The sequence below is a fragment of the Thermaurantiacus tibetensis genome (genome assembly GCF_015354055.1).
Taxonomy (GTDB): Bacteria; Pseudomonadota; Alphaproteobacteria; order Sphingomonadales; family Sphingomonadaceae; genus Thermaurantiacus; species Thermaurantiacus tibetensis.
The window spans coordinates 235243-257517 of the sequence record NZ_JACHTM010000002.1; the positions used below are offsets into that span (position 1 = coordinate 235243).

Annotated in this window: 22 protein-coding genes; 11 read left to right on the forward strand and 11 right to left on the reverse strand. The window is 73.1% G+C overall.

Going from position 1 to position 22275, the window contains the following annotated elements; translation table 11 throughout:
• The first annotated feature begins 94 nt into the window (after positions 1-94).
• Both purD and H3H34_RS05750 read left to right on the forward strand, forming a co-directional pair.
• Positions 95-1363: a phosphoribosylamine--glycine ligase gene (gene purD, locus H3H34_RS05745; RefSeq protein WP_207790832.1), complete on the forward strand. Its 1269-nt coding sequence runs from the start codon at positions 95-97 to the stop codon at positions 1361-1363.
• Between the two features lie 5 nt (positions 1364-1368).
• Entirely contained in the window at positions 1369-2451 is a 1083-nt protein-coding gene (locus H3H34_RS05750) for a phosphotransferase family protein (protein WP_194744861.1), read from the forward strand.
• A gap of 170 nt (positions 2452-2621) precedes the next feature.
• Here H3H34_RS05750 and H3H34_RS13985 read toward each other — a convergent pair whose 3' ends face one another.
• A complete protein-coding gene (locus tag H3H34_RS13985) occupies positions 2622-3482 on the reverse strand; it encodes an AraC family transcriptional regulator (protein ID WP_194744329.1) in 861 nt (286 codons plus the stop codon).
• Positions 3483-3805: 323 nt separating this feature from the next.
• Between H3H34_RS13985 and H3H34_RS05760 the strand changes: the two genes are divergently transcribed.
• The 5 genes from H3H34_RS05760 (at position 3806) to H3H34_RS05780 (ending at position 10454) form a co-directional block, all read left to right on the forward strand.
• Positions 3806-4834 (forward strand): quinone-dependent dihydroorotate dehydrogenase, encoded by a 1029-nt coding sequence (locus tag H3H34_RS05760; RefSeq protein WP_194744330.1) that lies wholly within the window; start codon positions 3806-3808, stop codon positions 4832-4834.
• Positions 4818-6686 (forward strand): gamma-glutamyltransferase, encoded by a 1869-nt coding sequence (gene ggt / locus H3H34_RS05765; protein ID WP_235945430.1) that lies wholly within the window; start codon positions 4818-4820, stop codon positions 6684-6686. The genes H3H34_RS05760 and ggt overlap by 17 nt, the downstream gene beginning before the upstream one ends.
• 92 nt (positions 6687-6778) lie before the next feature.
• Positions 6779-8533, forward strand: a complete 1755-nt coding sequence (locus tag H3H34_RS05770; RefSeq protein WP_235945536.1) for an AMP-dependent synthetase/ligase — start codon at positions 6779-6781, stop codon at positions 8531-8533.
• Between the two features lie 2 nt (positions 8534-8535).
• Positions 8536-10230, forward strand: coding sequence for a patatin-like phospholipase family protein (locus H3H34_RS05775; protein WP_194744332.1), 1695 nt, complete (start codon positions 8536-8538; stop codon positions 10228-10230).
• Positions 10231-10235: 5 nt separating this feature from the next.
• A complete protein-coding gene (locus tag H3H34_RS05780) occupies positions 10236-10454 on the forward strand; it encodes a hypothetical protein (protein ID WP_194744333.1) in 219 nt (72 codons plus the stop codon).
• Positions 10455-10645: 191 nt separating this feature from the next.
• Here H3H34_RS05780 and H3H34_RS05785 read toward each other — a convergent pair whose 3' ends face one another.
• From H3H34_RS05785 to H3H34_RS05795, 3 genes are all read right to left on the reverse strand, one after another.
• Entirely contained in the window at positions 10646-11203 is a 558-nt protein-coding gene (locus H3H34_RS05785) for an ActR/PrrA/RegA family redox response regulator transcription factor (protein ID WP_194744334.1), read from the reverse strand.
• Positions 11188-12447: an ActS/PrrB/RegB family redox-sensitive histidine kinase gene (locus H3H34_RS05790; RefSeq protein ID WP_328831377.1), complete on the reverse strand. Its 1260-nt coding sequence runs from the start codon at positions 12445-12447 to the stop codon at positions 11188-11190. Before H3H34_RS05790 ends, H3H34_RS05785 begins: the two co-directional genes overlap by 16 nt.
• 85 nt (positions 12448-12532) lie before the next feature.
• Positions 12533-13117 (reverse strand): ankyrin repeat domain-containing protein, encoded by a 585-nt coding sequence (locus H3H34_RS05795; protein ID WP_194744336.1) that lies wholly within the window; start codon positions 13115-13117, stop codon positions 12533-12535.
• Between the two features lie 58 nt (positions 13118-13175).
• Between H3H34_RS05795 and H3H34_RS05800 the strand changes: the two genes are divergently transcribed.
• Positions 13176-13790, forward strand: coding sequence for an SCO family protein (locus tag H3H34_RS05800; RefSeq protein ID WP_194744337.1), 615 nt, complete (start codon positions 13176-13178; stop codon positions 13788-13790).
• On the forward strand, positions 13790-14263 hold the full coding sequence (locus tag H3H34_RS05805; RefSeq protein ID WP_194744338.1) for a YcgN family cysteine cluster protein: 474 nt from the start codon (positions 13790-13792) through the stop codon (positions 14261-14263). Before H3H34_RS05800 ends, H3H34_RS05805 begins: the two co-directional genes overlap by 1 nt.
• On the opposite strand, the gene H3H34_RS05810 is transcribed toward H3H34_RS05805, so the two are convergent.
• Both H3H34_RS05810 and H3H34_RS05815 read right to left on the reverse strand, forming a co-directional pair.
• Positions 14253-14507: a hypothetical protein gene (locus H3H34_RS05810; RefSeq protein ID WP_194744339.1), complete on the reverse strand. Its 255-nt coding sequence runs from the start codon at positions 14505-14507 to the stop codon at positions 14253-14255. The two genes, H3H34_RS05805 and H3H34_RS05810, sit on opposite strands and share 11 nt — an antisense overlap.
• A complete protein-coding gene (locus H3H34_RS05815) occupies positions 14504-15808 on the reverse strand; it encodes a hemolysin family protein (protein ID WP_194744340.1) in 1305 nt (434 codons plus the stop codon). Before H3H34_RS05815 ends, H3H34_RS05810 begins: the two co-directional genes overlap by 4 nt.
• Positions 15809-15927: 119 nt before the next feature.
• On the opposite strand from H3H34_RS05815, the gene H3H34_RS05820 reads away from it, so the two are divergent.
• Both H3H34_RS05820 and H3H34_RS05825 read left to right on the forward strand, forming a co-directional pair.
• Positions 15928-16689: an alpha/beta fold hydrolase gene (locus H3H34_RS05820; protein ID WP_194744341.1), complete on the forward strand. Its 762-nt coding sequence runs from the start codon at positions 15928-15930 to the stop codon at positions 16687-16689.
• Between the two features lie 41 nt (positions 16690-16730).
• A complete protein-coding gene (locus H3H34_RS05825; RefSeq protein ID WP_194744342.1) occupies positions 16731-17414 on the forward strand; it encodes an OmpA family protein in 684 nt (227 codons plus the stop codon).
• 10 nt (positions 17415-17424) lie between these two features.
• Here the strand turns inward: H3H34_RS05825 and pheT are convergent, their stop codons facing one another.
• The 5 genes from pheT to H3H34_RS05850 form a co-directional block, all read right to left on the reverse strand.
• Positions 17425-19785, reverse strand: a complete 2361-nt coding sequence (gene pheT / locus H3H34_RS05830; protein WP_194744343.1) for a phenylalanine--tRNA ligase subunit beta — start codon at positions 19783-19785, stop codon at positions 17425-17427.
• Positions 19782-20855, reverse strand: a complete 1074-nt coding sequence (locus H3H34_RS05835) for a phenylalanine--tRNA ligase subunit alpha (protein ID WP_194744344.1) — start codon at positions 20853-20855, stop codon at positions 19782-19784. The genes pheT and H3H34_RS05835 overlap by 4 nt, the downstream gene beginning before the upstream one ends.
• A 25-nt stretch (positions 20856-20880) precedes the next feature.
• Entirely contained in the window at positions 20881-21255 is a 375-nt protein-coding gene (gene rplT / locus H3H34_RS05840; protein WP_194744345.1) for a 50S ribosomal protein L20, read from the reverse strand.
• Positions 21256-21265: 10 nt separating this feature from the next.
• Positions 21266-21469, reverse strand: coding sequence for a 50S ribosomal protein L35 (rpmI, locus tag H3H34_RS05845; protein WP_194744346.1), 204 nt, complete (start codon positions 21467-21469; stop codon positions 21266-21268).
• A 205-nt stretch (positions 21470-21674) separates the two neighbouring features.
• Entirely contained in the window at positions 21675-22235 is a 561-nt protein-coding gene (locus tag H3H34_RS05850; RefSeq protein ID WP_194744347.1) for a YqgE/AlgH family protein, read from the reverse strand.
• Positions 22236-22275 lie beyond the last annotated feature (40 nt).

Consider the following 22275-nt stretch of genomic DNA (forward strand, 5'->3'; position numbering starts at 1 on the left):
CGCCAAGGGCCTCCCACGGGCACGCGCTGCCGGGGCTTTTCGCCACGCCCCGCCTCGCCTAGGCGCCGCGGCCATGGACAGGCCCACGGACAGGTTGCGCGTTCTTCTCCTCGGCAGCGGCGGGCGCGAGCATGCACTGGCCTGGAAGCTGGCCCAGTCGCCGCGCCTTGGGTGGCTGCTTTCGGCCCCCGGCAACCCCGGGATGGCCGCGCTCGGCATGGTGGAGCCCGGGCTCGACATCCTCGACCCGGAGGCTGTCGCCCGCTTTGCCCGGGACCGCGGCGTCGACCTCGTGGTGGTCGGCCCGGAGGCCCCGCTCGTCGCCGGCGTTGCCGACGCGGTGCTTGCAGCCGGCATCCCCGTCTTCGGGCCCTCGGCAGCGGCCGCCCGGCTCGAGGCCTCCAAGGCCTTCACCAAGGCGCTCTGCGACGAGGCCGGAATCCCGACCGCCGCCTGGGCCCGCTTCGACGCGCTTGCGCCAGCACTCGCCCATGTCCGCCGCTGCGGTGCGCCGATCGTCGTCAAGGCCGATGGCCTTGCCGCCGGCAAGGGCGTGACGGTGGCGGCCACGCTGGCCGAGGCCGAGGCCGCGCTCGAGGCCCTGTTCGCCTCCCCCGGCGCCGGGGTGGTCATCGAAGAGTGCCTCGCAGGCGAGGAGGTGAGCTTCTTCGTGCTGGCCCATGGCACCGATGCCGTGCCGCTTCTTGCCGCGCAGGACCACAAGCGCCTCGGCGAGGGCGACACCGGCCCCAACACCGGCGGCATGGGGGCCTATGCACCCGCTGCGGTCTTCACGCCGGCGCTTGCGGCCGAGACGATGGAGCGCATCATCCGCCCGACGCTCGCCACCATGGCCGCGCGCGGCACCCCCTTCTCGGGCGTGCTCTTCGCCGGGCTGATGCTGACGGCCGAGGGGCCGAAGCTCGTCGAATACAATGTCCGCTTCGGCGACCCGGAGTGCCAGGCGCTCATGCTCCTGCTCGAGAGCGACCTGCTCTCCCTCCTTCATGCCACGGCCACCGGCCACCTCGCCGGCGCGGAGGTGCTCTGGAAGCCGGGCAAGGCCATCGCCGTGGTGGTGGCAGCGCGCGGCTACCCCGGGGCGCCAGCGGCCGGCGGCGAGATTTCGGGGCTCGAGGGGTGCGGCGCCACCGTCTTCCACGCCGGCACCCGGCGCGAGCGCGGCCGGCTGGTGGCGGCCGGCGGTCGGGTGCTGACCGTCGGCACCCACGCCCCGACCCTGGCCCAGGCGGCGCAGCAAGCCTATGCCGCCATCGAAAGGATCAGCTTTGCCGATGCCTGCTTCCGCCGCGATATCGGCTGGCGGGAGCTGGCCCGGGAGGCGGGCGGGAGAAGCGCATGACCGAGATGGCAAGCCGCCAGAGGCAGTTCGAGGGCACGGATGCCGTGCGCGAGGCCCATCGCTTCGACGAGCGCGCGCTCGCCCAATGGATGGCGGCCAACGTCGAAGGCTACGAGGGGCCGCTCGAGGTGCGCCAGTTCAGGGGCGGGCAGTCGAACCCGACCTACAAGCTGGTGACGCCAGGCCGGTCGTACGTGCTGCGGCGCAAGCCGCCGGGCCAGCTGCTGAAGTCCGCCCACGCGGTCGACCGCGAGTATCGCGTGATCTCCGCGCTCCACCCCACGGGCTTTCCGGTTGCCCGCCCCTTTGGCCTCTGCACGGACGACTCCGTTATCGGCACCTGGTTCTACGTGATGGAGTGCGTGGAAGGCCGGATCGTCTGGGACGGCACCTTCCCCGACGTGCCCCGGGAGACCCGCCGGGCCCATTTCGAGGCGATGTGCGACACGCTCGCCTGGCTCCACACCATCGACCCCGACGCCGTCGGCCTCGGGGACTTCGGCCGGCCGGGCAACTACTTCGCGCGCCAGATCGCACGCTGGTCGAAAAGCTACCAGGAGGACATCCCCGACGCCGGCCGGGTCGAGGCAATGGATCGGCTGGTGGCCTGGCTTCCGGACAACATTCCCGAAGGCGACGAGACCGCCATCGTCCACGGCGACTACCGCTGCGACAACATGATCTTCCACCCCGCGGAGCCGCGCGTGCTCGCCGTGCTCGACTGGGAACTCTCGACGCTGGGCCACCCGCTCGCCGACTTCTCCTACCATCTCATGATGTATCGCATGCCGCCGTCGGGCACGGTGGGACTGGCCGAGGCGGACCTAGCCGCCCTCGATATCCCGACCGAGGCGGAATATGTGGCCCGCTACTGCGCCGGCACCGGCCGCGACCCGGCCGAGGTCGCGGCGATCATGGACTTCTGCATCGCCTACAACATGTTCCGCCTGGCGGCGATCGTCCACGGGATCCGCGGGCGGGTGGCGCGCGGCACGGCGTCCAACCCGCACGCCAAGGCGATGGCGGCCACCGTCGAGCCGCTGGCCGAGCGGGCGTGGGAACAGGCGCTCAAAGCCGGCGCCCGCTGACGGAAGGGGGGGAGGCCGGGGCGGCTCGCGGCAGGCGGCCGGGGCGCGACCAACGCGACGTCGGCCGGGTTGGCGAGGAGAAGCCGGGAAGCGGGTCGCGACGGAAAGTGGGCCGAAACGGCGGGGAGCGTTGCCCGGAAGGATGGGGTGAAGGGCGGTCGGCCGCCGCGTCAGCTCGCGCGGATGAGCCTGGGCAGCGTTTCGGCACCGCTCCGCTTGGCAATCACCAGCCGGGTGATCCACGGCGCGCCCCGTGCCACGAACTGGCCCGGGGTCATGCCCACGAACTGGCGGAACTCGCGGATGAAGTGGGACTGGTCGTAGAAGGCGGTGCCGGCCGCTCCCTGCCAGCCCTGCTCCGGCTCCAGGCCGAGGCGGACCGCTGCCTGGAGCGTGCGGTACTTGCGGGCGAGGAACTTGGGGCTCGCGCCATAGACGCGGCCCACCACGCGCTCGACCTGCCGGGACGACATGCCGAGCCGCTCGACAAGGACGTTGACGTCGGGCGACGGTGTCTCGACGAGCCAGCGGTCGGTCGTCCGCGTGAGCCAGAGAGGGGGCGTGCGGGCCCGGGCGGCGAGCCCCTCGAACATCGCATCCGCAGCCGCCACGAGCGCCCGATCGTCGCGCGCGTCGCGCATCCGCTCGACGGCACGGCCAACCAGCGCCGGAGCCAGCCCCGAGAGGTCCTCGAGTCGGTCGGCGTAGGCGGCGGCCTCCTCGCCGACGAGGGCCGCCCAGCCGGCGGGCAGGAGCCCGGCGCCGATCAGGCGGAAGGGGCCGAAGGCGTGGAACCGGATCGCTGCCCCCGAGGGGCCGGCAAGGCTGGCAGCCGGCATCGGCTGGAACAGCCGGTTGCCATAGGCGATGCTGCCGTGACCGGCGACGACGAAGCGCGCCTGGGCGAGCTCGGCACGAAGCACGTCATGCATCTCCGCTGCCGGGAACTCGAAGACGTAGTAGCTCGAGAGGAAGGCGCGCAGCGACGGCGCCGGCGGGTAGTAGCGAAGCGCGATCCCGGGCGCGCTCACCCGGCCCTCGCCTGCGCGAGAGTCGCCGTCAGCCAACCGCTCCGCAGCCTTGCCATCGCGACCCCTTAGCTTCGTCGTCTGGGCCGGGCCTTCCTGCGCGTGTCGCCGGCAAAGGTCAAATCCGCGAGACTGCGACGCAGCAAAAAGATGCCCCGGGGGCCGGCAAGGCCGCACCGGGGCCGGAGAGTGGGGGCGGGGCCGACGGTCGCGGCGGACGACCGCCGCGGCTGCCGGACCCCGTCCCTGGGTCGCAGCGTTCATATAGCGCATCTCGGGTGGGAAGGATTGTAGAAATCCGACAAGCCCGCCATCGCGACCGTTCGATGCGCACTCTCGTCTCCCGCCTGCTGCGCCAGCTCGAGCCCGAACGCGCGCACGCGCTTGCCCTTGCGGGCATCGAGGCCTTCGGGCTTCCCGATGCTCCTCCCCCGCCCCCGTCGCTCGCAACCCGGTTCGCCGGGCTCGCCTTCCCCTCGCCCATCGGCCTCGCCGCCGGGTTCGACAAGGATGCGCGCGTCTGGCAGCAGATGCTGCGGGTGGGCTTCGGCTTCGTCGAGGTCGGCACCCTCACCCCGCGCCCCCAGGCCGGCAACCCGAAGCCCAGGGTCTTCCGCCTCGCCGAGGACCGCGCCGTCATCAACCGCCTCGGCTTCAACAACGGCGGCATCGCGGCCGCCCTGCCCCGGCTCCGCGCGCACCCGCGCATGGGCGTCAACGTGGGCGCCAACCGCGACAGCCCGGACCGGGTGGCCGATTATGCCGCCGCCGTCGCTGCCGTGCGCGACCGGGCCGCCTGGATCACCCTCAACATCTCCTCGCCCAACACGCCCGGCTTGCGCGGCCTCCAGGGCGAGGCGCTGCCCGAGCTGCTCGCCGCTGCTGCCGAAGCCCGGGGCCCGGGCGGCCCGCCGCTCTTCCTGAAGGTGGCGCCCGATCTCGACGAGACGCAGATGGACGCGATCGCCGCGGCCGTGCTTGCGGCACCCGTTGCCGCCCTCATCGTCTCGAACACGACGCTTGCCCGGCCCCCGGGCCTTCGCTCGCGCCACCGGGGCGAGGCAGGCGGGCTTTCGGGTGCACCGCTCTTCACGCCCTCGACTGCCGTGCTGCGCGGGTTCGCACGAAGGCTGCGCGGCCGCCTCCCGCTCGTGGGCGTCGGCGGCGTGGCAACTGCGGAACAGGTCTACGCCAAACTCCGTGCCGGCGCCTCCGCCGTCCAGCTCTACACCGCGCTCGTCTTCGAGGGCATCGACCTTCCGGCACGCCTCAACGCCGGGCTTGCTGCCCTTCTCGCGCGCGATGGCCTGCCGCAGGTCGCAGACGCCGTGGGGCTCGATGTCGGCACAGGTTGAGCGCGCCGGCCGCCGGCCCTATGCGAGGCGGCGGATGCTCTCGCGCCTCTTTCCAGGCCTTCTGGCACTTGCACTCGCGGCCTGTGCCCCCCAGCCGCGCCCCGCGCCTCTGCCGTCCGCCGAGACCGCGGCCGGCATTGCCACCTACGAGCCGCAGTGGGGCCAGCGGGTCCGCCCCGTTGCCTCCGCAACCGGCCCCGCGGTCGTCTCGGCGGCTGACCCGCGCGCGGCCGAGGCAGGTGCCCTCATGCTGGCGAAGGGCGGCACCGCCGCCGACGCCGCGGTCGCCACCATGATTGCGCTCACCGTCGTCGAGGGCCAGGCGAGCGGCATCGGCGGCGGCGCCTTCCTCGTCTGGCACGACCCCGCCACAGGCGAGCTTGTCACACTCGACGGCCGCGAACGCGCGCCCGCCTCGGCCACGCCCGACCGCTTCCTGAAGCCCGACGGCACGCCCATGAGCTTCCGCGAGGCAGTGCCGGGCGGCCGGTCGGTGGGCGTGCCCGGCGTCGTCCGCCTCGCCGCGGAGATGCACCGGCGCTGGGGCCGGCTGCCCTGGGCCGAGCTGTTCCAGCCGGCGATCGCCATGGCCCGCGACGGCATCATCATCTCCGAGCGTTTCGCCCGCTTCGCCACCTTCCGCGCCGACCTGCTGGCGGCCTCGCCCGCCGCCGCGGCGGTCTTCCTCGGGCCCGACGGCAGGCCCTGGCCGGAAGGCCACCTGCTGCGCCAGCCGGACCTTGCCGCAACCCTCGAGACGATCGCCCGCGATGGCCCCGACGCCTTCTACACCGGCCCGATCGCGGCCGCGATCAGCTCCGCGGTTGCGACCGCCTTCGCCAACCCCGCCGTTCTCACGGCCGAAGACCTCGCTGCCTACCAGGTGACCGAACGCCCGCCGCTCTGCGGCCGCTACCGCGGCCGGCGCATCTGCTCCATGGGCCCGCCGTCGGCCGGCGGCATCGCGCTTCTCCAGATCCTCGGCCAGCTCGAGCGCTTCGACCTTGCCGCCCGCGGGCCCGACGACCCCATCGCCTGGCACCTCATTGCCGAATCGATGCGGCTCGCCTTCGCCGACCGGGAGGCGTGGACGGGGGATGCCGACTTCGCCCCCGTGCCGGTCGCCGGGCTGCTCGCGCCCGACTATATCGCCCGCCGCTCGGCGCTCATCCGGCCAGACCGGGCCATGCCGGCCGTCACCGCCGGCACCCCTGATGGCGAACGTCCAAGGGCGATGCGACGGCTTGCCGACGTGCCGGCCACCTCGCACCTCGTCGCCGCCGACTCCGCCGGCCGGCTGGCGAACGTGACCTCGACGATCGAGGCGCCGTTCGGCTCCGGTCTCCTCGTCGGCGGCTTCTTCCTCAACAACGAGCTGACCGACTTCGACTTCTCCCCCACCCGCGACGGCCGGCCGGCGCTCAACCGGGTGGAAGGGGGCAAGCGCCCGCGCTCGTCGATGACGCCGACGCTCGTCTTCGCCCCCGACGGCCGGCTCGAGGCAGCGGTCGGGGCAGCGGGCGGCGCCACCATCATCGCCCAGGTGGCCCGGGCGGTGATTGCCATGATCGACTGGGGCATGCCGGTGGACCAGGCGCTCGCCGTGCCCGGGATCATGGCCGACCGGCGCGGCATCCGCTACGAGGCCGGCTCGCGGCTTGAGGGCATGGCCGCCACCTGGAAGGCCCTCGGCCACCAGGTCGAGCCCGCGACGCTGCCGCTCAAGGCCAACGCCGTCGCCCGGGCCGGCAGCGGCTGGATAGGCGCGGCCGACCCCCGCAGCGAGGGGGCGGCGATCGCCGCGCCGCTGGCCGGCGCAGGCGCAAGCCAACCACGCGGAGGGGGAGCATGAGCCGGCGTGACGACATCCTCGAGGCCGAGCGGCTGCGGGCCGCCCAGCGCGCCGAAGGCCGCGACACCGAGCGCTGGAACAACCTCGTCCAGATGTTCTTCACCCAGGCGGTCCGGCAGGGCGACGCGCCGTTCCTGTTGCGGAAGGCAGAGGGCGCGTGGCGCAGCCTCTCCTACGCCGAGGCCGCGCGGCAGGTGGCAAGCCTTGCCCGCGGGCTCCGGGCGATCGGGGTCCAGCGCGGGGACCGGGTGGCGCTCGTCTCGGAGAACCGGCCCGAGTTCGCCCTCGCCGACCTCGCGATCATGGCGGCGGGCGCCATCACCGTTCCGACCTACACCACCAACACGGTGCGCGACCACGCGCACATCCTCGCCAACAGCGGGGCCTCGGCCGCCATCGTCTCGACGGCGAAACTCGCCCGCGGCGTCGTCGAGGCTGCGCTCCAGACCGGCACCTGCCGCACCTTCGTCGGCATGGAGCCGCTGCGGCGGGTCCAGGCCGAGGCGCTCGCGTTCCACGACATGGCCGATCTCATTGCCCGCCATCCGGCCGCGCCTGCCGAGGTGGCAGCCGAGGCCAGCATGGGGCGCGCCGACCTCGCCTGCCTCATCTACACCTCGGGCACCGGCGGCGCGCCGCGGGGCGTGCGCCAGCACCATGGCGCCATCCTCCACAACATCGCGGGCTGCATCGAGATCATCCGCGCCGACTTCCCCGACACGGGCCGCGAACGCTTCCTCTCGTTCCTGCCGCTCAGCCACGCCTACGAGCACACGGCCGGCCAGTTCCTGCCGATCGGCCTCGGCGGCGAAATCGCCTATGCCGAGGGGCTCGAGAAGCTCGCCGCCAACATCGAGGAAGTCTCGCCCACCATCATGGTGGTGGTGCCGCGCCTGTTCGAGGTGCTGCGCGCGCGGATCCTGAAAGCGATCGAGAAGCAGGGCGGGCTGGCGCCGCGGATGCTCGCGCTCGCGGGCCGGCTCGAGGCGAAGCGGCAGACCCGCGGCCGCCTCGGCCTCCTCGACCGGCCGGCCGACCTCCTCGTCGAGCGCACGCTCCGGCGCAAGATCCGCGCCCGCTTCGGCGGCCGGCTGAAAGCCATGGTCTCGGGCGGGGCGCCGCTCAACCCCGAGGCGGGCCGCTTCTTCTCCGCGCTCGGCCTCACCATCCTCCAGGGCTACGGCCAGACCGAGGCCGGGCCCGTCATCAGCTGCAACCGGCCGGCGGCAAAGCTCAAGATGCACACGGTCGGCCCCCCCTTGCGCGACGTCCACGTCGAGATCGCCGAGGATGGCGAGATCCTCGTCGCGGGCGAGCTCGTCATGCACGGCTACTGGAACAACCCGGAGGAGACCGAGCGCGTGCTCGTCGACGGGCTCCTCCACACGGGCGACATCGGCTTCCTCGACGACGACGGCCACATCGTCATCACCGACCGCAAGAAGGACATCATCGTCAACGACAAGGGCGAGAACATCGCGCCGCAGAAGGTGGAGGGCATGCTCACCCTCCAGCCCGAGATCGCCCAGGCCATGGTCTACGGCGACAGGCGCCCGCATCTCGTGGGTGTCGTGGTGCCTGACCCCGAGTTCGTCGCCGAATGGGCGCGGACCCAGGGCATCGACCCCGAGAGCGCCCGCACGTCGCCCGAGCTGCTGCGCGCCGTCCAGGCCGCGGTCGACCGGGTCAACGCCCAGCTCACCGTCACCGAGAAGGTGCGGCGCGTCATCCTCGCCGATGCGCCGTTTTCGGTCGAGAACGCGCAGCTGACCCCGTCGATGAAGATCCGCCGGCACGTGCTCAAGGAGCTCTACGGCCCGCGGCTCGACGCGCTCTACAAGGCCTAGGCGTGACAGCGCCGGCGGAAGTGGAAGCGGAGGCGGACGCAACCGAGCCGGCGAAGGCGGTGCCGCGCTACGCCTACGTCGTCTTCCAGGGGGGCGGGGCGGCAGGCGTGGTCCACGTCGGCGCGCTCCGCGCCCTCCAGGCCCTCGGCATCCAGCCGCTCGGGGTGGCCGGCGCATCGGCCGGCGCCATCGTCGCTGCGCTGGTTGCCGCAGGCTACGGGCCCGATGCAATCGTCGCCCGCGACGCCCGGTGCGACTGGAACATCTTCCGCCGCAACCAGGAAAGCCCGATCTTCCTGCTCGGCAATCACGACTGGCTCCTGCTCCGGCTCCTCCTGCCCCTGCTCCTCGTCTCGCTTGCGGTCGGGCAGCTCGGCACCCTCGCCCTCCTCGTGGCCGCAGGCAGCGTCACCTGGCTCGCGAGCCGCATCATCTTCCTGCGCGGGGGCATGCCGGCGCCCCTCCGCCTCCTCGTCCGCCTCGCCTGGTTCCCGAGCGCGCGCGGCCGCGACTTCCTCGAGATGCTGCTCTCCCGCGCGCTCGATGCCGCCAACCCGCGCTGGCGCACGCGCGACCAGGCGCGCGAAGCGCCGTTCGTGCGCTTCATCGACCTCATCGACGACCGCTTCCTGCCGCTGCGCGTCATTGCGACCGACATCGATTCGGGCCGCATGCAGGTGTTCGACGCGACCCGCACGCCCTTCCACTCGGTCGCAGATGCCGTCATCGCCTCGATGAGCATCCCGCTCGTGTTCCCGCCTGCCCGGGTGCGCGAGGACCGGGCGGGCGCCGCGCCCGGGCCCCGCTTCGTCGACGGGGGTCTCCTCTCCAACCTGCCGGTCGCCGCGCTCGCCAGCCAGCGCCGGAGCAGCGAGCGCCTGCTCGGCCTCAGGATTCCCATCATCGCCTTCGCGATCGAGGAGCCGGGGAGCCACAAGGGGGAGCAAAGGCTCTGGATCTGGCGCTACCTCCCCCGGGTGCTGCGCACCGGCATCTTCGGCAGCCAGGCCGAAGCACTCGCCCTCATTCCGGGCGTCATCGTCGTGAAGCTCGCAACCGACATCGAGCTCACCCGCTTCGACCTCGACCGGACGACGGCGCAGGACGCGATCGCCGACGCGGAGGACCGTGCGAAGCGGGTCCTCTCGTGGCGGCTCGTCGAGCGGCCGCAGGCGGCGAGCGCTGCGCTCGCCGCCTTCGCCGCCGAGGTCCGCAAAGGACTCGACCCTGCCGATGCGGGCGCCCACCTGCGCGCCAGCCTCTACCGCCTGACCGACGACGAGGAGCTGGCCGTCGCCGAATCCTGGAACCGGGAAGCGGATGCGGACGCGGTGCTGAGCCTCGGCGGCTTCTCCCCCGTGGCGCGGGCGGTGGTGGCGGCCGAGGGGCCCGCGCACGTGGTAGTAAAGGGCCTGGGTCCGGACGCCATGTTCATGCGGGCCGACGAGCACCGGCTGCTCCCCGACTGGTTGCACGGCCAGCTCGGCTTTCCCATCTTCACCGACAGCGGCGGGAGCCGCCGGCTTGCCGGGCTTCTCCTCGTGGAAGCTGACCGAAGCCTGGAGGCCGTGCTAGGGAACGAGGTGCGGGCCGCTGGGCTTCAGGGGCGCGCGCAGGGGATGGCGCCGTTCCTTGCCGACGCGCCGCCGGAGGCGGAGGCGAAGGTGGAGGCGGAGGCCGAGTCGCGGAAGGAGTGAGCGCAATGGCGGAGACGGACAAGGAGCCTCCGACCCTCGACGCGGCCGAGCTGACCGGCTGGCGCCTGCCGCCGCGGCTGGCGAAGGGCCAGCGCTTCGTCGCGACGATGGCCGCCCAGCGCCACGACCCGGAGCACGCCGAAGCCTACGCCGACCTGCTGAAGGCCCAGGCCGAGCAGCTGGACAAGGCCGCGGGCACCGCGCCGGACGACGGCGGAAGCTGACGCGCACCGCCCCGCCCGCGGCGCGGGGAGCCCCTTTAGCGAACGGCTCGGTGCCCGGCAGGGCAGCCCGCCGGAACCGGGGACGGGGAAGGCGGAAGAGGCCGCGGGCCACCGGAGGCAGGCGGGGCGAGGAGCGCCGGGGAGGCCAGGCAGCGCGGTGCGCCCCGAGGCCGCGCTGGGGCAACAAGGTCCTAGCGCGGAGAGCGCTTGGCGAGGATTCGCTGGAGCGTGCGGCGGTGCATCTTGAGCCGCCGCGCCGTCTCCGAGACGTTGCGGTCGCACAGCTCGTAGACGCGCTGGATGTGCTCCCATCGTACCCGATCCGCCGACATCGGCTCGGCAGGGGGCTCAGGCTTCTCGCCTTCGGGCGCAAGCAGCGCGTTCACGATGTCCTCCGGGTCGGCCGGCTTCGCCAGATAGTCGATGGCGCCTTCCTTGACCGCCGCCACGGCGGTCGCGAGGTTGCCGTAGCCGGTGAGGATGATGACGCGGGTGTCCTCGCGCGCCTGTCGCAGCTCGGCCACGAGATCGAGGCCGTTGCCGTCCCCCAGCCGCAGGTCGAGCACGGCGTAGTCGGGCTTTAGCTGGGGGATGAGGCTACGCGCCTCGGCAAGACTCGCGGCGGCCGTCACGGCAAAGCCGCGCCGCCCGAGGGTAAGCGCGAGCCGCTGGCGGAAGGCGGTATCGTCGTCTGCCAGAAGCAGCGTGCCATGGGCCGCGGGCTGCGCCTCGGTCAGGCTGGTGTCCATGGGCGTTCCTCCTTCGCTGGCGTGGCCACCTCGATATCGGCGCGCGCCCAGCGGATTTCCACGCGCGCGCCGCCCTCGGGCGCGTTCGAGAAGGCCAGCCGCGCCCCCGTCCGCTCGAGCAGGGTGGTCGCGATGAAGATGCCGAGCCCGGTGCTTCCCGAGCCGGAAAACGACGGCCCGAGAAAGGGTTCGCCGAGGCGCGGAAGCAGCTCTTCCGGGAAGCCGGGGCCGTCGTCGACAATCGTCACCCACAGTTCCTGCGGCGATTCGCCACCCGAGATCCGCACGACCGATTGGGCGTGGCGGAGCGCGTTCGACACCAGGTTGCCAAGCCCGTGCAGCAGCTCGGGAGAGCGGCGGACCACCGGCCCGCCGCGCGGCGGCCACGGCACGTCGATCGCAACCGGCACGCGCGTCGGCTCGAACGGCTCGACCACTTCGCGGAGCAGCGCCGGCAGGGGCACCTCGGGGAAGGGGTCCTCCGCCTCGGCGCGTGCGGCGATCCGCTCGAGGATGTCGCGCGCGCGTGCCACTTCCTGGGCGAGCAGGCGGACGTCGGGCCCGATCGCCGGGTCGTTCCCCAGCGCCTCCTCGAGGTCGCGGGCAATGAGCGTGATGGTGCCGAGCGGGCCGCCGAGCTCGTGCGCGGCGGCCGCCGCGAGCGAGCCCAGCGCCCCCATGCGGCTCTCCCGCTCGAGTGCGGCCTGCGTGGCAACGAGCGCCGCCTGCCGGCGCCGCGCCTGCGCCGAGATCTGCCACGCGTAAGCGGAGAGGAACACCATGCCGAGGCCGATCGCCATGAAGATGCCGAGGTGATAGAGCGGCGGGAAGTGGATGCCCCCGTCCTCCCAGGGCAGCGGCAGGGCGCGCTGCCAGAGCAGGGTGAGGAGCCCGAGCGCGATCAGCACGAGAAGCGCCGTGGCCCGCAGCGAAAGCAGCGTCGCCGAGATGGTGACCGGCACCAGGAGCCACAGCGCAAAGGGGTTGAGGAGCCCCCCGGTCAGGAACAGCAGCACAGAGATCTGGAAGAGGTCGAAGGCGAGGTTCCAGAAGGCGCTGGCGCCGTCGAGACGGTCCTGCGCGCGGTAGAGCCAGATGAGCCCGAGGTTGAGCGAGACCCCGGCGGCAACGGCTGCGAGCACCGGCCACCACGGGATCGGGAAGCCGAACCCCAGCCCGACGACGAGGGTGGTGGCCAGCTGGCCGAGGGTCGCCGCCCAGCGGATCCGGATGAGCGTGCGCACCTGAACGCCGGGCCGGTCAAGGCCGAGCGGCCGGGCCCCGCGCGGACGCGCAGGCGTCGGCTCCGGCGTCACGCGCGTGCCTCCGTCAGAGGGTGGGACCGGTCACGGCGCGGCGCTTGGCTGGCGCCTCGGCGAGGAGCTTGCCGACCGGCCCGGCACGCGGGTCGGCGGCGGCGATGTCGCGGGCGCTGAGGCCGGTCTGGTGCTCGGGGATGTCGGGGTCCGCGCCCATCGCCAGCAGCAGCTCGACGGCCGCGGCGTCGCGCAGCTGCACCGCCCGGAAGAGCGCCGTCTGGCCGCGCGCGTTGGTCAGGTTGGGGTTGGCCTTGAAGGCGGCAAGGAGCCGGATTCCGTCGGTGAAGCCGCTCTGCGCGGCGACGATGAGCGGCGTGTTCCCCTCGCGGTCGCGGGCGTTCACATCCGCCCCCGACTCGATCAGGAACCGCATCCACGGCGCATCGCGGCGGCGCGTGACGATGTGGAGCGCGGTGTCGCCGCTGTCTCGGTCCCGCGTGTTGATGACGACGCTGCCCGGCTTGTCGATGAGGCCCTTGGCGGCAAGCACGTCGCGGTCGCGTACTGCCTTCAGGAAGTTGAACGCATCCGAGAACTGGGCGGCCGCCGGCGCGGCGAGAAGGAGGAGGAGGAGGAGGGCGATCGGTCTTGGCATGGCTGGTCTGCTGTGGAAGGCTACCGCAGCGCATCCGGATACTCCATAGGGCTGGCCAATGGCCACCCGTTCGCTGAAGCTGCCTGCGCTTGCCATCCTCCTCGTTGCCGCGGCGCTTGCCGTCGCGCTCGTCCTCCTGCGGCCGGGCGGAAGCGCCAAGGGGAACCTCGCCGGCAGCGCGATCGGCGGCGAATTCTCCCTCGTCGATGAGACGGGGCGGCGTGTCACCTGGTCGGGCCTCGCCGGCCAGTGGCGCCTCGTCTATTTCGGCTACACTTTCTGCCCCGACGTCTGCCCGGTGGATGCCGCCAACCTCGGCGCCGGTCTCGCCCTGTTCGAGAAGGAGGCCCCCCGCCGGGCCGCGACGGTGCTGCCGCTCTTCATCACCGTCGACCCCGCGCGCGACACGCCCGAGGCACTTCGCGCGTTCACCGCCAACTTTCACCCGCGGCTCCTCGGGCTCACCGGCAGCGAGGAGGAGATCGCAGCGACCCTCAAGGCCTTCCGCATCTATGCGAAGAAGGTGCCAGGTGCGAGCGAGGGCGCCTACCTCGTCGACCACATGGCGGTCATCTACCTGTTCGACCCCGAGGGCCGCCCGGTGGCGTTCCTCGCCGGCCCCGAGGCGAAGCCGGAGGCGGTGCGGGCGATGCTTGCCGCGCACGTGCGCTGATGGCGGCGCTGCGCCAGCGCTTCTGGGAACGCTTCGGCCTGGCCGAGCTCACGCGCGCCGAATGGGAGGCGCTCTGCGACGGCTGCGGCAAATGCTGCCTCCACAAGCTCGAGGAGGAGGAGACGGGCCGGCTGTTCCGGACCAACGTCGCCTGCCGGCTGCTCGACCGCGAGACCTGCCGCTGCCGCGACTATGCCAACCGAAAGGCGCGCGTGCCCGACTGCGTCGAGCTCCGCCCCGAGCTCGTGCCCACGCTCGACTGGCTGCCGCGGAGCTGCGCCTACCGTCTCGTCGCGGAAGGCCGGCCGCTGCCGGCCTGGCACCACCTCGTCTGCGGCGACCCGGAGGCCGTGCACCGCGCGGGCGCTTCGGTGCGCGGCTGGACGGTGTGCGAGACCGAAGCCGGCGACCTCGAGGACCACATCGTCGGCGAGTCGCCGCGCCCGGCGGAACCCGGCGGGCTCAGCGCCTGAAGATGAGCCCGACCGCGACGAGAAGCGCGCTGCCGGCCAGCCAGACGGCCACGACGAGCGCCTGGCCCGCCACCCCGGCCTCGCCGAGCGCGTCGGCGAGCGGCTGGACGTCGGAGGCCGCGTAGCCCGACCAGCGGGCGAGGTCGAACACCAGCCGGCTTCCCTGCCGCATCCCCAGCAGCAGCAGCAGGGCGACGAGGGTCCACGGGACGAACAGCAGGCCAAGCGCCGCCCAGGGTCTCATCCCTCCGCCTCGACCCGGCGGACGAGCAGCTTGTCGATCTTGCGCCCGTCCATGTCGACCACCTCGAAGCGGAAGCCGTGCGCGTCGAAATGCTCGCCAGTCTCGGGGATGTGCTCGAGCGCGGCCAGCACGAAGCCGGCGACCGTCTCGTAGTCCCTCTCCTCGGAGAGCGTGAACCCGAGGCGCTCGGCGAGCTCGTCGGCCGGCATGCCGCCAGCCACCAGCAGGCTGCCGTCCTCCCGCGTCACGATCGAAGGCTCCTCGCCCTCGTCGAGGTCGGAGCGGAACTCGCCGGCAATCGCGGCCAGCAGGTCGGATGGAGTCACGATCCCCTCGAAGTGGCCGTATTCGTCAACCACGAACGCCATCGGCACGCCCGAGTCCCTGAGCGCGGTCAGCACCGCCATCGAATCCGCGACATCCGGCACCACCGGGGCCTTGCGCATGAGCGCGCGCAGATCGAGCGGGCCGCCGGCAATGAGGGCGGCGAGCACGTCGCGCGACTGGATGATCCCGATCGGCCGGTCGACCGCGCCCTCCGCCAGCACCAGCCGGCTGTGCGGGGTCTCGCGAAGACGCGCGCGCACCACCTCCTCGGGCGCATCCGCATCGAGCCAGTCCACCTCGACCCGGGGCGTCATGACGCCCCGGGCGCTCCGGTCGGCCATGCGCATGATGCCGGTGATGAGCGCGCGCTCCTTCTCCTCGATGACGCCGGCGCTCTCGGCTTCCGCCACCACCGAGCGCAGCTCCTCCTCGGTCACCGTGGTCTCGGCCTCGCGGCTGACCCCGAACAGGCGGAAGACGAGCGCGGTCGAGGAATCGAGGAGGGAGACGACGGGTGCGAACAGCCGGGCAAGCGCCGCCATCGCAGGCGCGACGCGCGCGGCCGCCCGCTCGGGGGCCTTCAACGCCAGCTGCTTGGGCACGAGCTCGCCCACCACGAGGGAGAGATAGGTGACGACGATGATGACCACCGAGAGCGCGACCGGGCCGGCAAGCGCGGCCGGCGCGCCCAGCGCGGCAAGGCGCTCGGCGATGGGCCCTGCGAGGCGCGCGCCCGAAAAGGCGCCGTTGGCGATGCCAACGAGGGTGATGCCGACCTGCACCGCCGAGAGGAACCGGCCGGGCGCCTCGTGGAGCGCAAGCGCCGTTGCCGCCCCGCGCACGCCGCTTCGCGCCAGAAGCTGGAGACGCGGCTTCTTCGAGGAGACGATGGCAAGCTCGGCACCCGCGAACACCCCGTTGAGGAGGATGAGGGCAAGGATGAGGGCGACGTCGCCCCACGGAAAAGCGGACATGGCGCGGCGCTCGCGCTTATGCCGTGTCGGCCGGCCGCGCACAATCGGCCGACGCGGGGCTCCCGGCATCGCGAGGCCGCCACTTGGCAGCGCCGCGCCAATGCGCCACGGCGCAGGCCATGCTCCACCACGTGCGCCACCGGGGCGCAGGCCGCGGCCTGCCCTTCCTCCTCGTCCACGGCTGGTGCTCGGACCATCGGGCGATGGCGCCGGTCGCCGCAGCCTTCCCCGAGCGCGAGGTCGTCTCCGTCGACCTTCCCGGTCACGGCGCCAGCCCTCCGGGGCCCGAAGTCTCCATTCCCGCCCACGCCGAGGCGCTCCTCGCGGTCGCGCCCGCGCGCGCCGTCGTCATCGGCCATTCGATGGGCGGCCAGGTGGCGCTCGCGTTCGCTGCCAGGCACCCCGAGCGGGTGGCGGGCGCCGTCCTCCTCGACCCGGCGCACCTCCTCGCCAGCGACCGGGCGATGGAGACGGGCCGCGCGCTTGGCCAGAAGCTCGCGCGCTTCCCCCCGGCCGAGGTCGTGACCGCCTTCGCCCGCGGGATGCTGACCGGGCCGCTCGACCCGGAGGCGGAGGCCGCCTTCGACGCCTTGGTCGCAGCCATGGCGGCCACCCCCGCCACGCTCGCCCGCGCCGAGTGGGACGCGATCCTCGCCTGGAACGGGGACGGTGGCGCGCGCGCCGCGCTCGCGGCCCTCGAGGTCCCGACGCTCGTCATCGGCTGCGACCGGCCGGTGAACCGCCTCTCGGACCTCGCACGCGCCTCGCCGCGGGTGGCAACGGGGCAGGTGGCGTGCGCCGGGCACATGCTTCAGTTCGAGGCGATGCCGCAGGTCGAGGCCATGATCCGCCGCTGGCTTCGCCGCGCCGGCCTGGAGTAGAAGGGGGCCGTCCCCACCGGGGGGACAAGAGAGGAGAGCACATGGAGACCCGCACCCTGACCGCCGCCGGCGCGATCGCAGCGCTGCTGCTGGCCGGCGCCTGCACCACCAATCCCGACACCGGCCAGCGGCAGATGACCCGCGGCGGCAAGGGTGCGCTCGCCGGCGCGGCAGGAGCCGCGCTCATCGGCGGCGCCATCGGCGGCCGCACCGGCGCGCTCGTCGGCGCCGGGGTCGGCTCGATCGTGGGCGGCGCGGTCGGCGGCTACATGGACCGGCAGGAGCGCGAGCTGCGCGCCGCCACCGCCAACACCGGGATCGAGGTCGAGCGCCGCGGCGACGAGATCCAGCTCACCTTCCCGGACAACATCACGTTTGCGACCGGCTCGGCGATGGTGCGCCCCGAACTGCGCTCCGAGCTGCAGCAGGTGGCGAGCATCCTCAACAGCTACCCCTCGACCATCGTCGGCGTCTTCGGCCACACCGACAACACCGGCTCGGCCGCGCTCAACCAGCGCCTGTCCGAGGAACGCGCCCGCGCGGTCGCCGACACGCTCATCGGCTTTGGCGTCAATCCGGCGCGGATCGAGACCCGCGGCTTCAGCTTCAACCAGCCAGTCGCCTCCAACGACACGCCCGAAGGCCGGGCGCGGAACCGCCGGGTCGAGATGCGGCTCATCCCGGTGACGCAGGAGCAGATCCAGGCCGGCCGCCTGCCCGGCTGAGCCCTGCCGCTCAGCCGCGCAACACCGCCCCGAGCTTCGCCGCGGCCGCCTCGACCGCCTCCGCAAGCGCGGCAAGGTCGGCCTCGGCGAGCGTGCGCTCGCGCGGCTGGAGCGTGACACCGATGGCGAGGCTCACCTGGCCCTCGGGCACGCCGGGGCCGGTGAAGCGGTCGAAGAGCTCGACCTCGGCGACGAGCGCGCGGTCGGCCCCCGCGACGGCCCGGAGCAGCGCCTCGGCCGGCAGCGTCTCCGGCACCAGGAAGGCGAAGTCGCGCCGGACCGGCATGAGCGGGCTCGGCCGGTAGGGCGGCCGCTTCCCGCGCGAGGCCGGCACGGCATCGAGGAAGAGCTCGGCTGCGGCAACCGCACCGACGTCGCCGGCGAGCGCCGGGTGCAGCTCGCCGAAGGCGGCAAGCACGGCCTTGCCCAGCACCAACTCGGCCGAGCGCCCGGGATGGTACCAGGCGGGCCCGGGCTGGCGCGTCGCCAGCCGCTCGACCGGCGCTCCTGCCGCCGCCAGCGCGGCAAGAGCTGCCGCCTTGGCATCGAAGGCGTCGGCCGGCCGGGCTTTGCCCGTCTTCCAGTGGCGGGGCTCGGCGTCGCCCGCGAGCAGGAGCCCGGCCGTCGGCCGCTCGCCTTCGGCAAGATAGCGCCGGCCAAGCTCGAACAGCCGCACGCTCCGCTCGCCGCGCGCCATGTTGCGCCGGGCCGCGGCAAGAAGCCCGGGCAGGAGCGACGGGCGCATGACGGCCAGCTCGGCCGAAAGCGGGTTCACAAGCCGATGGGCCGCGCCGCCGAACCGCTCCGCCTCGGCCTCGGCGATGAAGCTCCAGGTGACGGCCTCGTCGAGCCCGCGCGCGGCAAGCGCCCGGCGCACGCGCCGCTCCTGCATCTGCGCCGGAGTCGCGACCGGCTTCGCCACGCCAGGCTCCCGGGGCAGCGGCACGGCCGCCACCCGGTCGAGTCCGACGAGCCGGACCACCTCCTCGACGAGATCGGCCGGCCCCTCGACATCGCGCCGCCACGAGGGCACCCGCACCGCCCAGTCCCCTGCGAGGTCCCCGTCCACCGCGAAGCCCAGCCGCGCGAGGATCTCCCGCTGCTCGGCGGCAGGCACGTCGAGGCCGGAGAGCCGCGCCGTCGTCTCCGGCGCGAAGCGGATGACCCGGTCGAGCGCAGGGGGTGCGCCCACGCAGGCTGCCTCGGAGACTTCGCCGCCGCAGAGCGCCTGCATCATGGCAACCGCGAGATCGAGGCCGGGGCCGACGAAGGCCGGGTCCACTCCGCGCTCGAAGCGCGCGCGCGCGTCCGAGACGATGCCAAGCGCCCGGCCGGTGGCGCCGATGCGGGCCGGGCTGAACCAGGCGGCCTCGACCAGAACATCGGTCGTTTCCTCCGAGACGCCCGAGTCCATGCCGCCCATGATGCCGCCGATGTCATGCACCGCCGCCTCATCGGCGATCACGCACATGCTCTCGTCGAGCGCGTAGGTCCGGCCGTTGAGGGCGAGGAGCGTCTCGCCCGGGCGGGCGCGCCGCGCCGTGAGGCCACCCCGGAGCCGCGCGATGTCGTAGACATGCAAGGGCCGGCCGAAGCCGAGCGACATGTAGTTGGTCACATCGACGAGTGCCGAGACCGGCCGGAGACCGGCGCGCGTGAGCAGATCCTTGAGCCACTGCGGCGAAGGCCCGTTCCGCACCCCCCGGAGCGCGCGGGCAAAGAAGGCCGGGCAGCCTTCGGCATCCTCGATGGCGATCGGCACCGGGCAGGGGAAGGCCGGCGCGAGCGTGGGAACCTCCGGGGCAACCAGGCGGCCCAGCCTCGCGGCAGCAAGGTCGCGGGCGATGCCGAAGATGCCCATGCAGTCCGCCCGGTTGGGCGTGACCGCCACCTCGATGACCGGGTCGTCGAGCCCCGCCCAGCGCGCATAGGCCGCGCCCACCGGTGCGTCCTCGGGCAGCTCGATGATGCCCTCATGGTCGTCGCCGAGCTCGAGCTCGCGCGCCGAGCACATCATGCCCCGCGACTCGACTCCGCGGATGGAGGAGACTTTCAGCGTGAGGTCGATGCCCGGCACATGGGTGCCGGGTGGCGCGAACACCCCGACGAGCCCGGCGCGGGCGTTCGGCGCGCCGCAGACCACCTGCACGGCCTCGCCGATGCCCGCATCCACCGTCAGCACCTGGAGCCTGTCCGCCTGCGGGTGGCGCTCGGCGGTCAGCACCCGGGCGATGGTGAAGGGGGCAAGGCGCTCGGCCGGGTTGGCGATGCCCTCCACCTCGAGCCCGAGCCGAGTCAGCGCATCGGCAATCGCGGCAGCATCCGCATCCGTCTCGAGGTAGCGGCGAAGCCAGGAGAGCGGCACCTTCATGGCGCCATTCCGCCTGAGAGCGTCGGCACGTCGAGCGCGCGGAACCCATGGTGCCGGAGCCACCTGAGATCCGCGTCGAAGAAGGCCCGCAGGTCGGTCATGCCGTATTTCAGCATGGCCAGCCGGTCGATCCCGCAGCCGAAGGCGAAGCCCTGCCACTCCGCCGGGTCGAGCCCGCAGTTGGCCAGCACCCTGGGGTGGACCATGCCGGCCCCCAGAATCTCGAGCCAGGAGGCCGCGCCGCCCACCTGGAGCCGGCCGCCTTCCCAGGAGCAGCCCACGTCCACCTCGACCGAAGGCTCGGTGAAGGGGAAGAAGCTGGGCCTCAAGCGCAGCACCACGTCATCGACTCCGAAGAAGGCCTTCACGAAGGTCTCGAGCGTCCACTTCAGATGGCCCATGTGGGTGTCGCGGTCGATGACGAGACCTTCGACCTGGTGGAACATCGGCGTGTGGGTCGCGTCAGAGTCCGAGCGGTAGACGCGGCCCGGCGCGATGATGCGGATGGGCGGGCGGCCGCCCGTCATGGTCCGGATCTGGACCGGCGAGGTATGGGTGCGCAGCACCCGGCCGGGCGGGTCGCCGGCAAGGTAGAAGGTGTCGTGCATCGCCCGCGCCGGGTGCTCGGGCGGGATGTTGAGCGCCGTGAAGTTGTGCCAGTCGTCCTCGATCTCGGGCCCCTCGGCCACCGCGAAGCCGAGGTCGGCGAAGATCTCGGCCAGCTCGTCCATCACCCGGGAGATGGGGTGGATCGACCCTTGCGGCTCCGGCGGCACCGGCAGCGACATGTCCATGCGCTCGGCTTCCAGGCGGAGGGCGAGCGCCTCGGCCGCGAGTGTGCGTCGCCGTGCCTCGATTGCGGCAGAGAGTTCCTCGCGCAGCGCCTGGACGCGCGGCGCCGCGGCAAGCCGCTCGCCCGCCGGCATCCGCCCGAGTGCGCGGAGGAGGGCGGTCACCGTGCCCGCCCTGCCGAGCGCGGCGACCCGCACGGCTTCCACCGCCTCGAGCGTCTGCGCTGCCGCGAGCTCGGCCAGGTGCCGCGCGCGCAGCGCGTCCACGTCTTCGCTCATGCCCGGGCCCCCGCCGAGCCGTCGCTCAGGCCGTGGCCGGCGCGGACTCCAGCGCGCCCTTCACCTGCCCCACGATCCCGGCGAACACCTCGGGCTCGTGGAAGGCGATGTCGGCGAGCATCTTGCGGTCGAGCTCGAGGCCGGAGAGCTTCACCCCGTGCATGAAGCTCGCGTAGGTGAGCCCGAAGTCGCGGACGGCGGCGTTGATCCGCTGGATCCAGAGCCCCCGGAAAGTCCGCTTCTTCACCCGGCGATCGCGATAGGCGTACTGGCCGGCCTTCTCGACTGCCTGGCGGGCCACCTTGATGGTGTTCTTGCGCCGGCCATAGTAGCCCTTGGCCTGCTCGAGCACCCGCTTGTGCCGGGCGCGCGCGGTCACACCGCGCTTCACGCGTGCCATGTCGGATCTCCTACTTCAGCCCGTAGGGCGCCCACAGCTTCACGGTGGGCGTGTCCGCGTCCGACAGCACGGAGGTGCCACGGTTCTGGCGGATATACTTGCCGTTATGGCTGATGAGCCGGTGGCGCTTGCCGGCCACCCCGTGCTTCACCTTGCCGGTGGCGGTGATCTTGAATCGCTTCTTGACCCCGCTCTTGGTCTTCAGCTTGGGCATTTTCCTCTCCTTGGCCGGAACGGCCTGCCTTTCGGTCGCCGCGGCAGCCCAGGGTGGCCGGGCGACCCGTGTCTCCGGGAAGCGCGGCCGCCTAACCGAACGCCGCGCGGAACGCAAGCGGTACGGGCGCCTGCGGCGGCAGCTGCGGCCGCAGCGGCGTCGGGCGGATCGGGGCCGGAGAGGCCGGCGCGGGGACGGGGCCGGGTCAGGCCCGGCCGGCGTCAGCCACCAGCATCGCCGGGTCCACGCCGGCCTCGCGGAAGCCGCGCGCCCAGCGCTCGGCGGCCGGGGTCTCGAAGATGAGGGCGAGCGACCCGGGGCAGCTGAACCAGCCGTGGCGCGTGAGCTCGTCCTCGAGCTGGCCCTCGCCCCACCCGGCATAGCCGAGCGCTGCCACCCACTGCCGCGGCCCCCGGCCCTCGGCGATCGCCGCGAGCACGTCGCGCGTGCCGGTCACCGCCCAGCGGCCGGCGACGAAGCGCGTGTCCTGCCCCGCGAAGTCGGGCGAATGGAGCACGAAGCCGCGCTGCGGCTCGACCGGCCCGCCGGCGAGGATCGGCGCATCGGGCGCCACCCCGGGGTCGATGTCGAGCTGGGCCATGAGCTCGTGGAGGGAAATCTCCTCGAGCTCGGCGTGAAGGCACAGGCCGAAGGCGCCGCCGGGGTCGTGCGCGCACATGGCGATGACCGACCGTTCGAACCGCGGGTCACCAATCCCGGGCATCGCAAGGAGGAACTGGCCGGCGAGGTAGGGCGGGTCGGGCATGTCCTGCATCTCAAGGTAGCATCCTAGGGCGCGCCTCCGC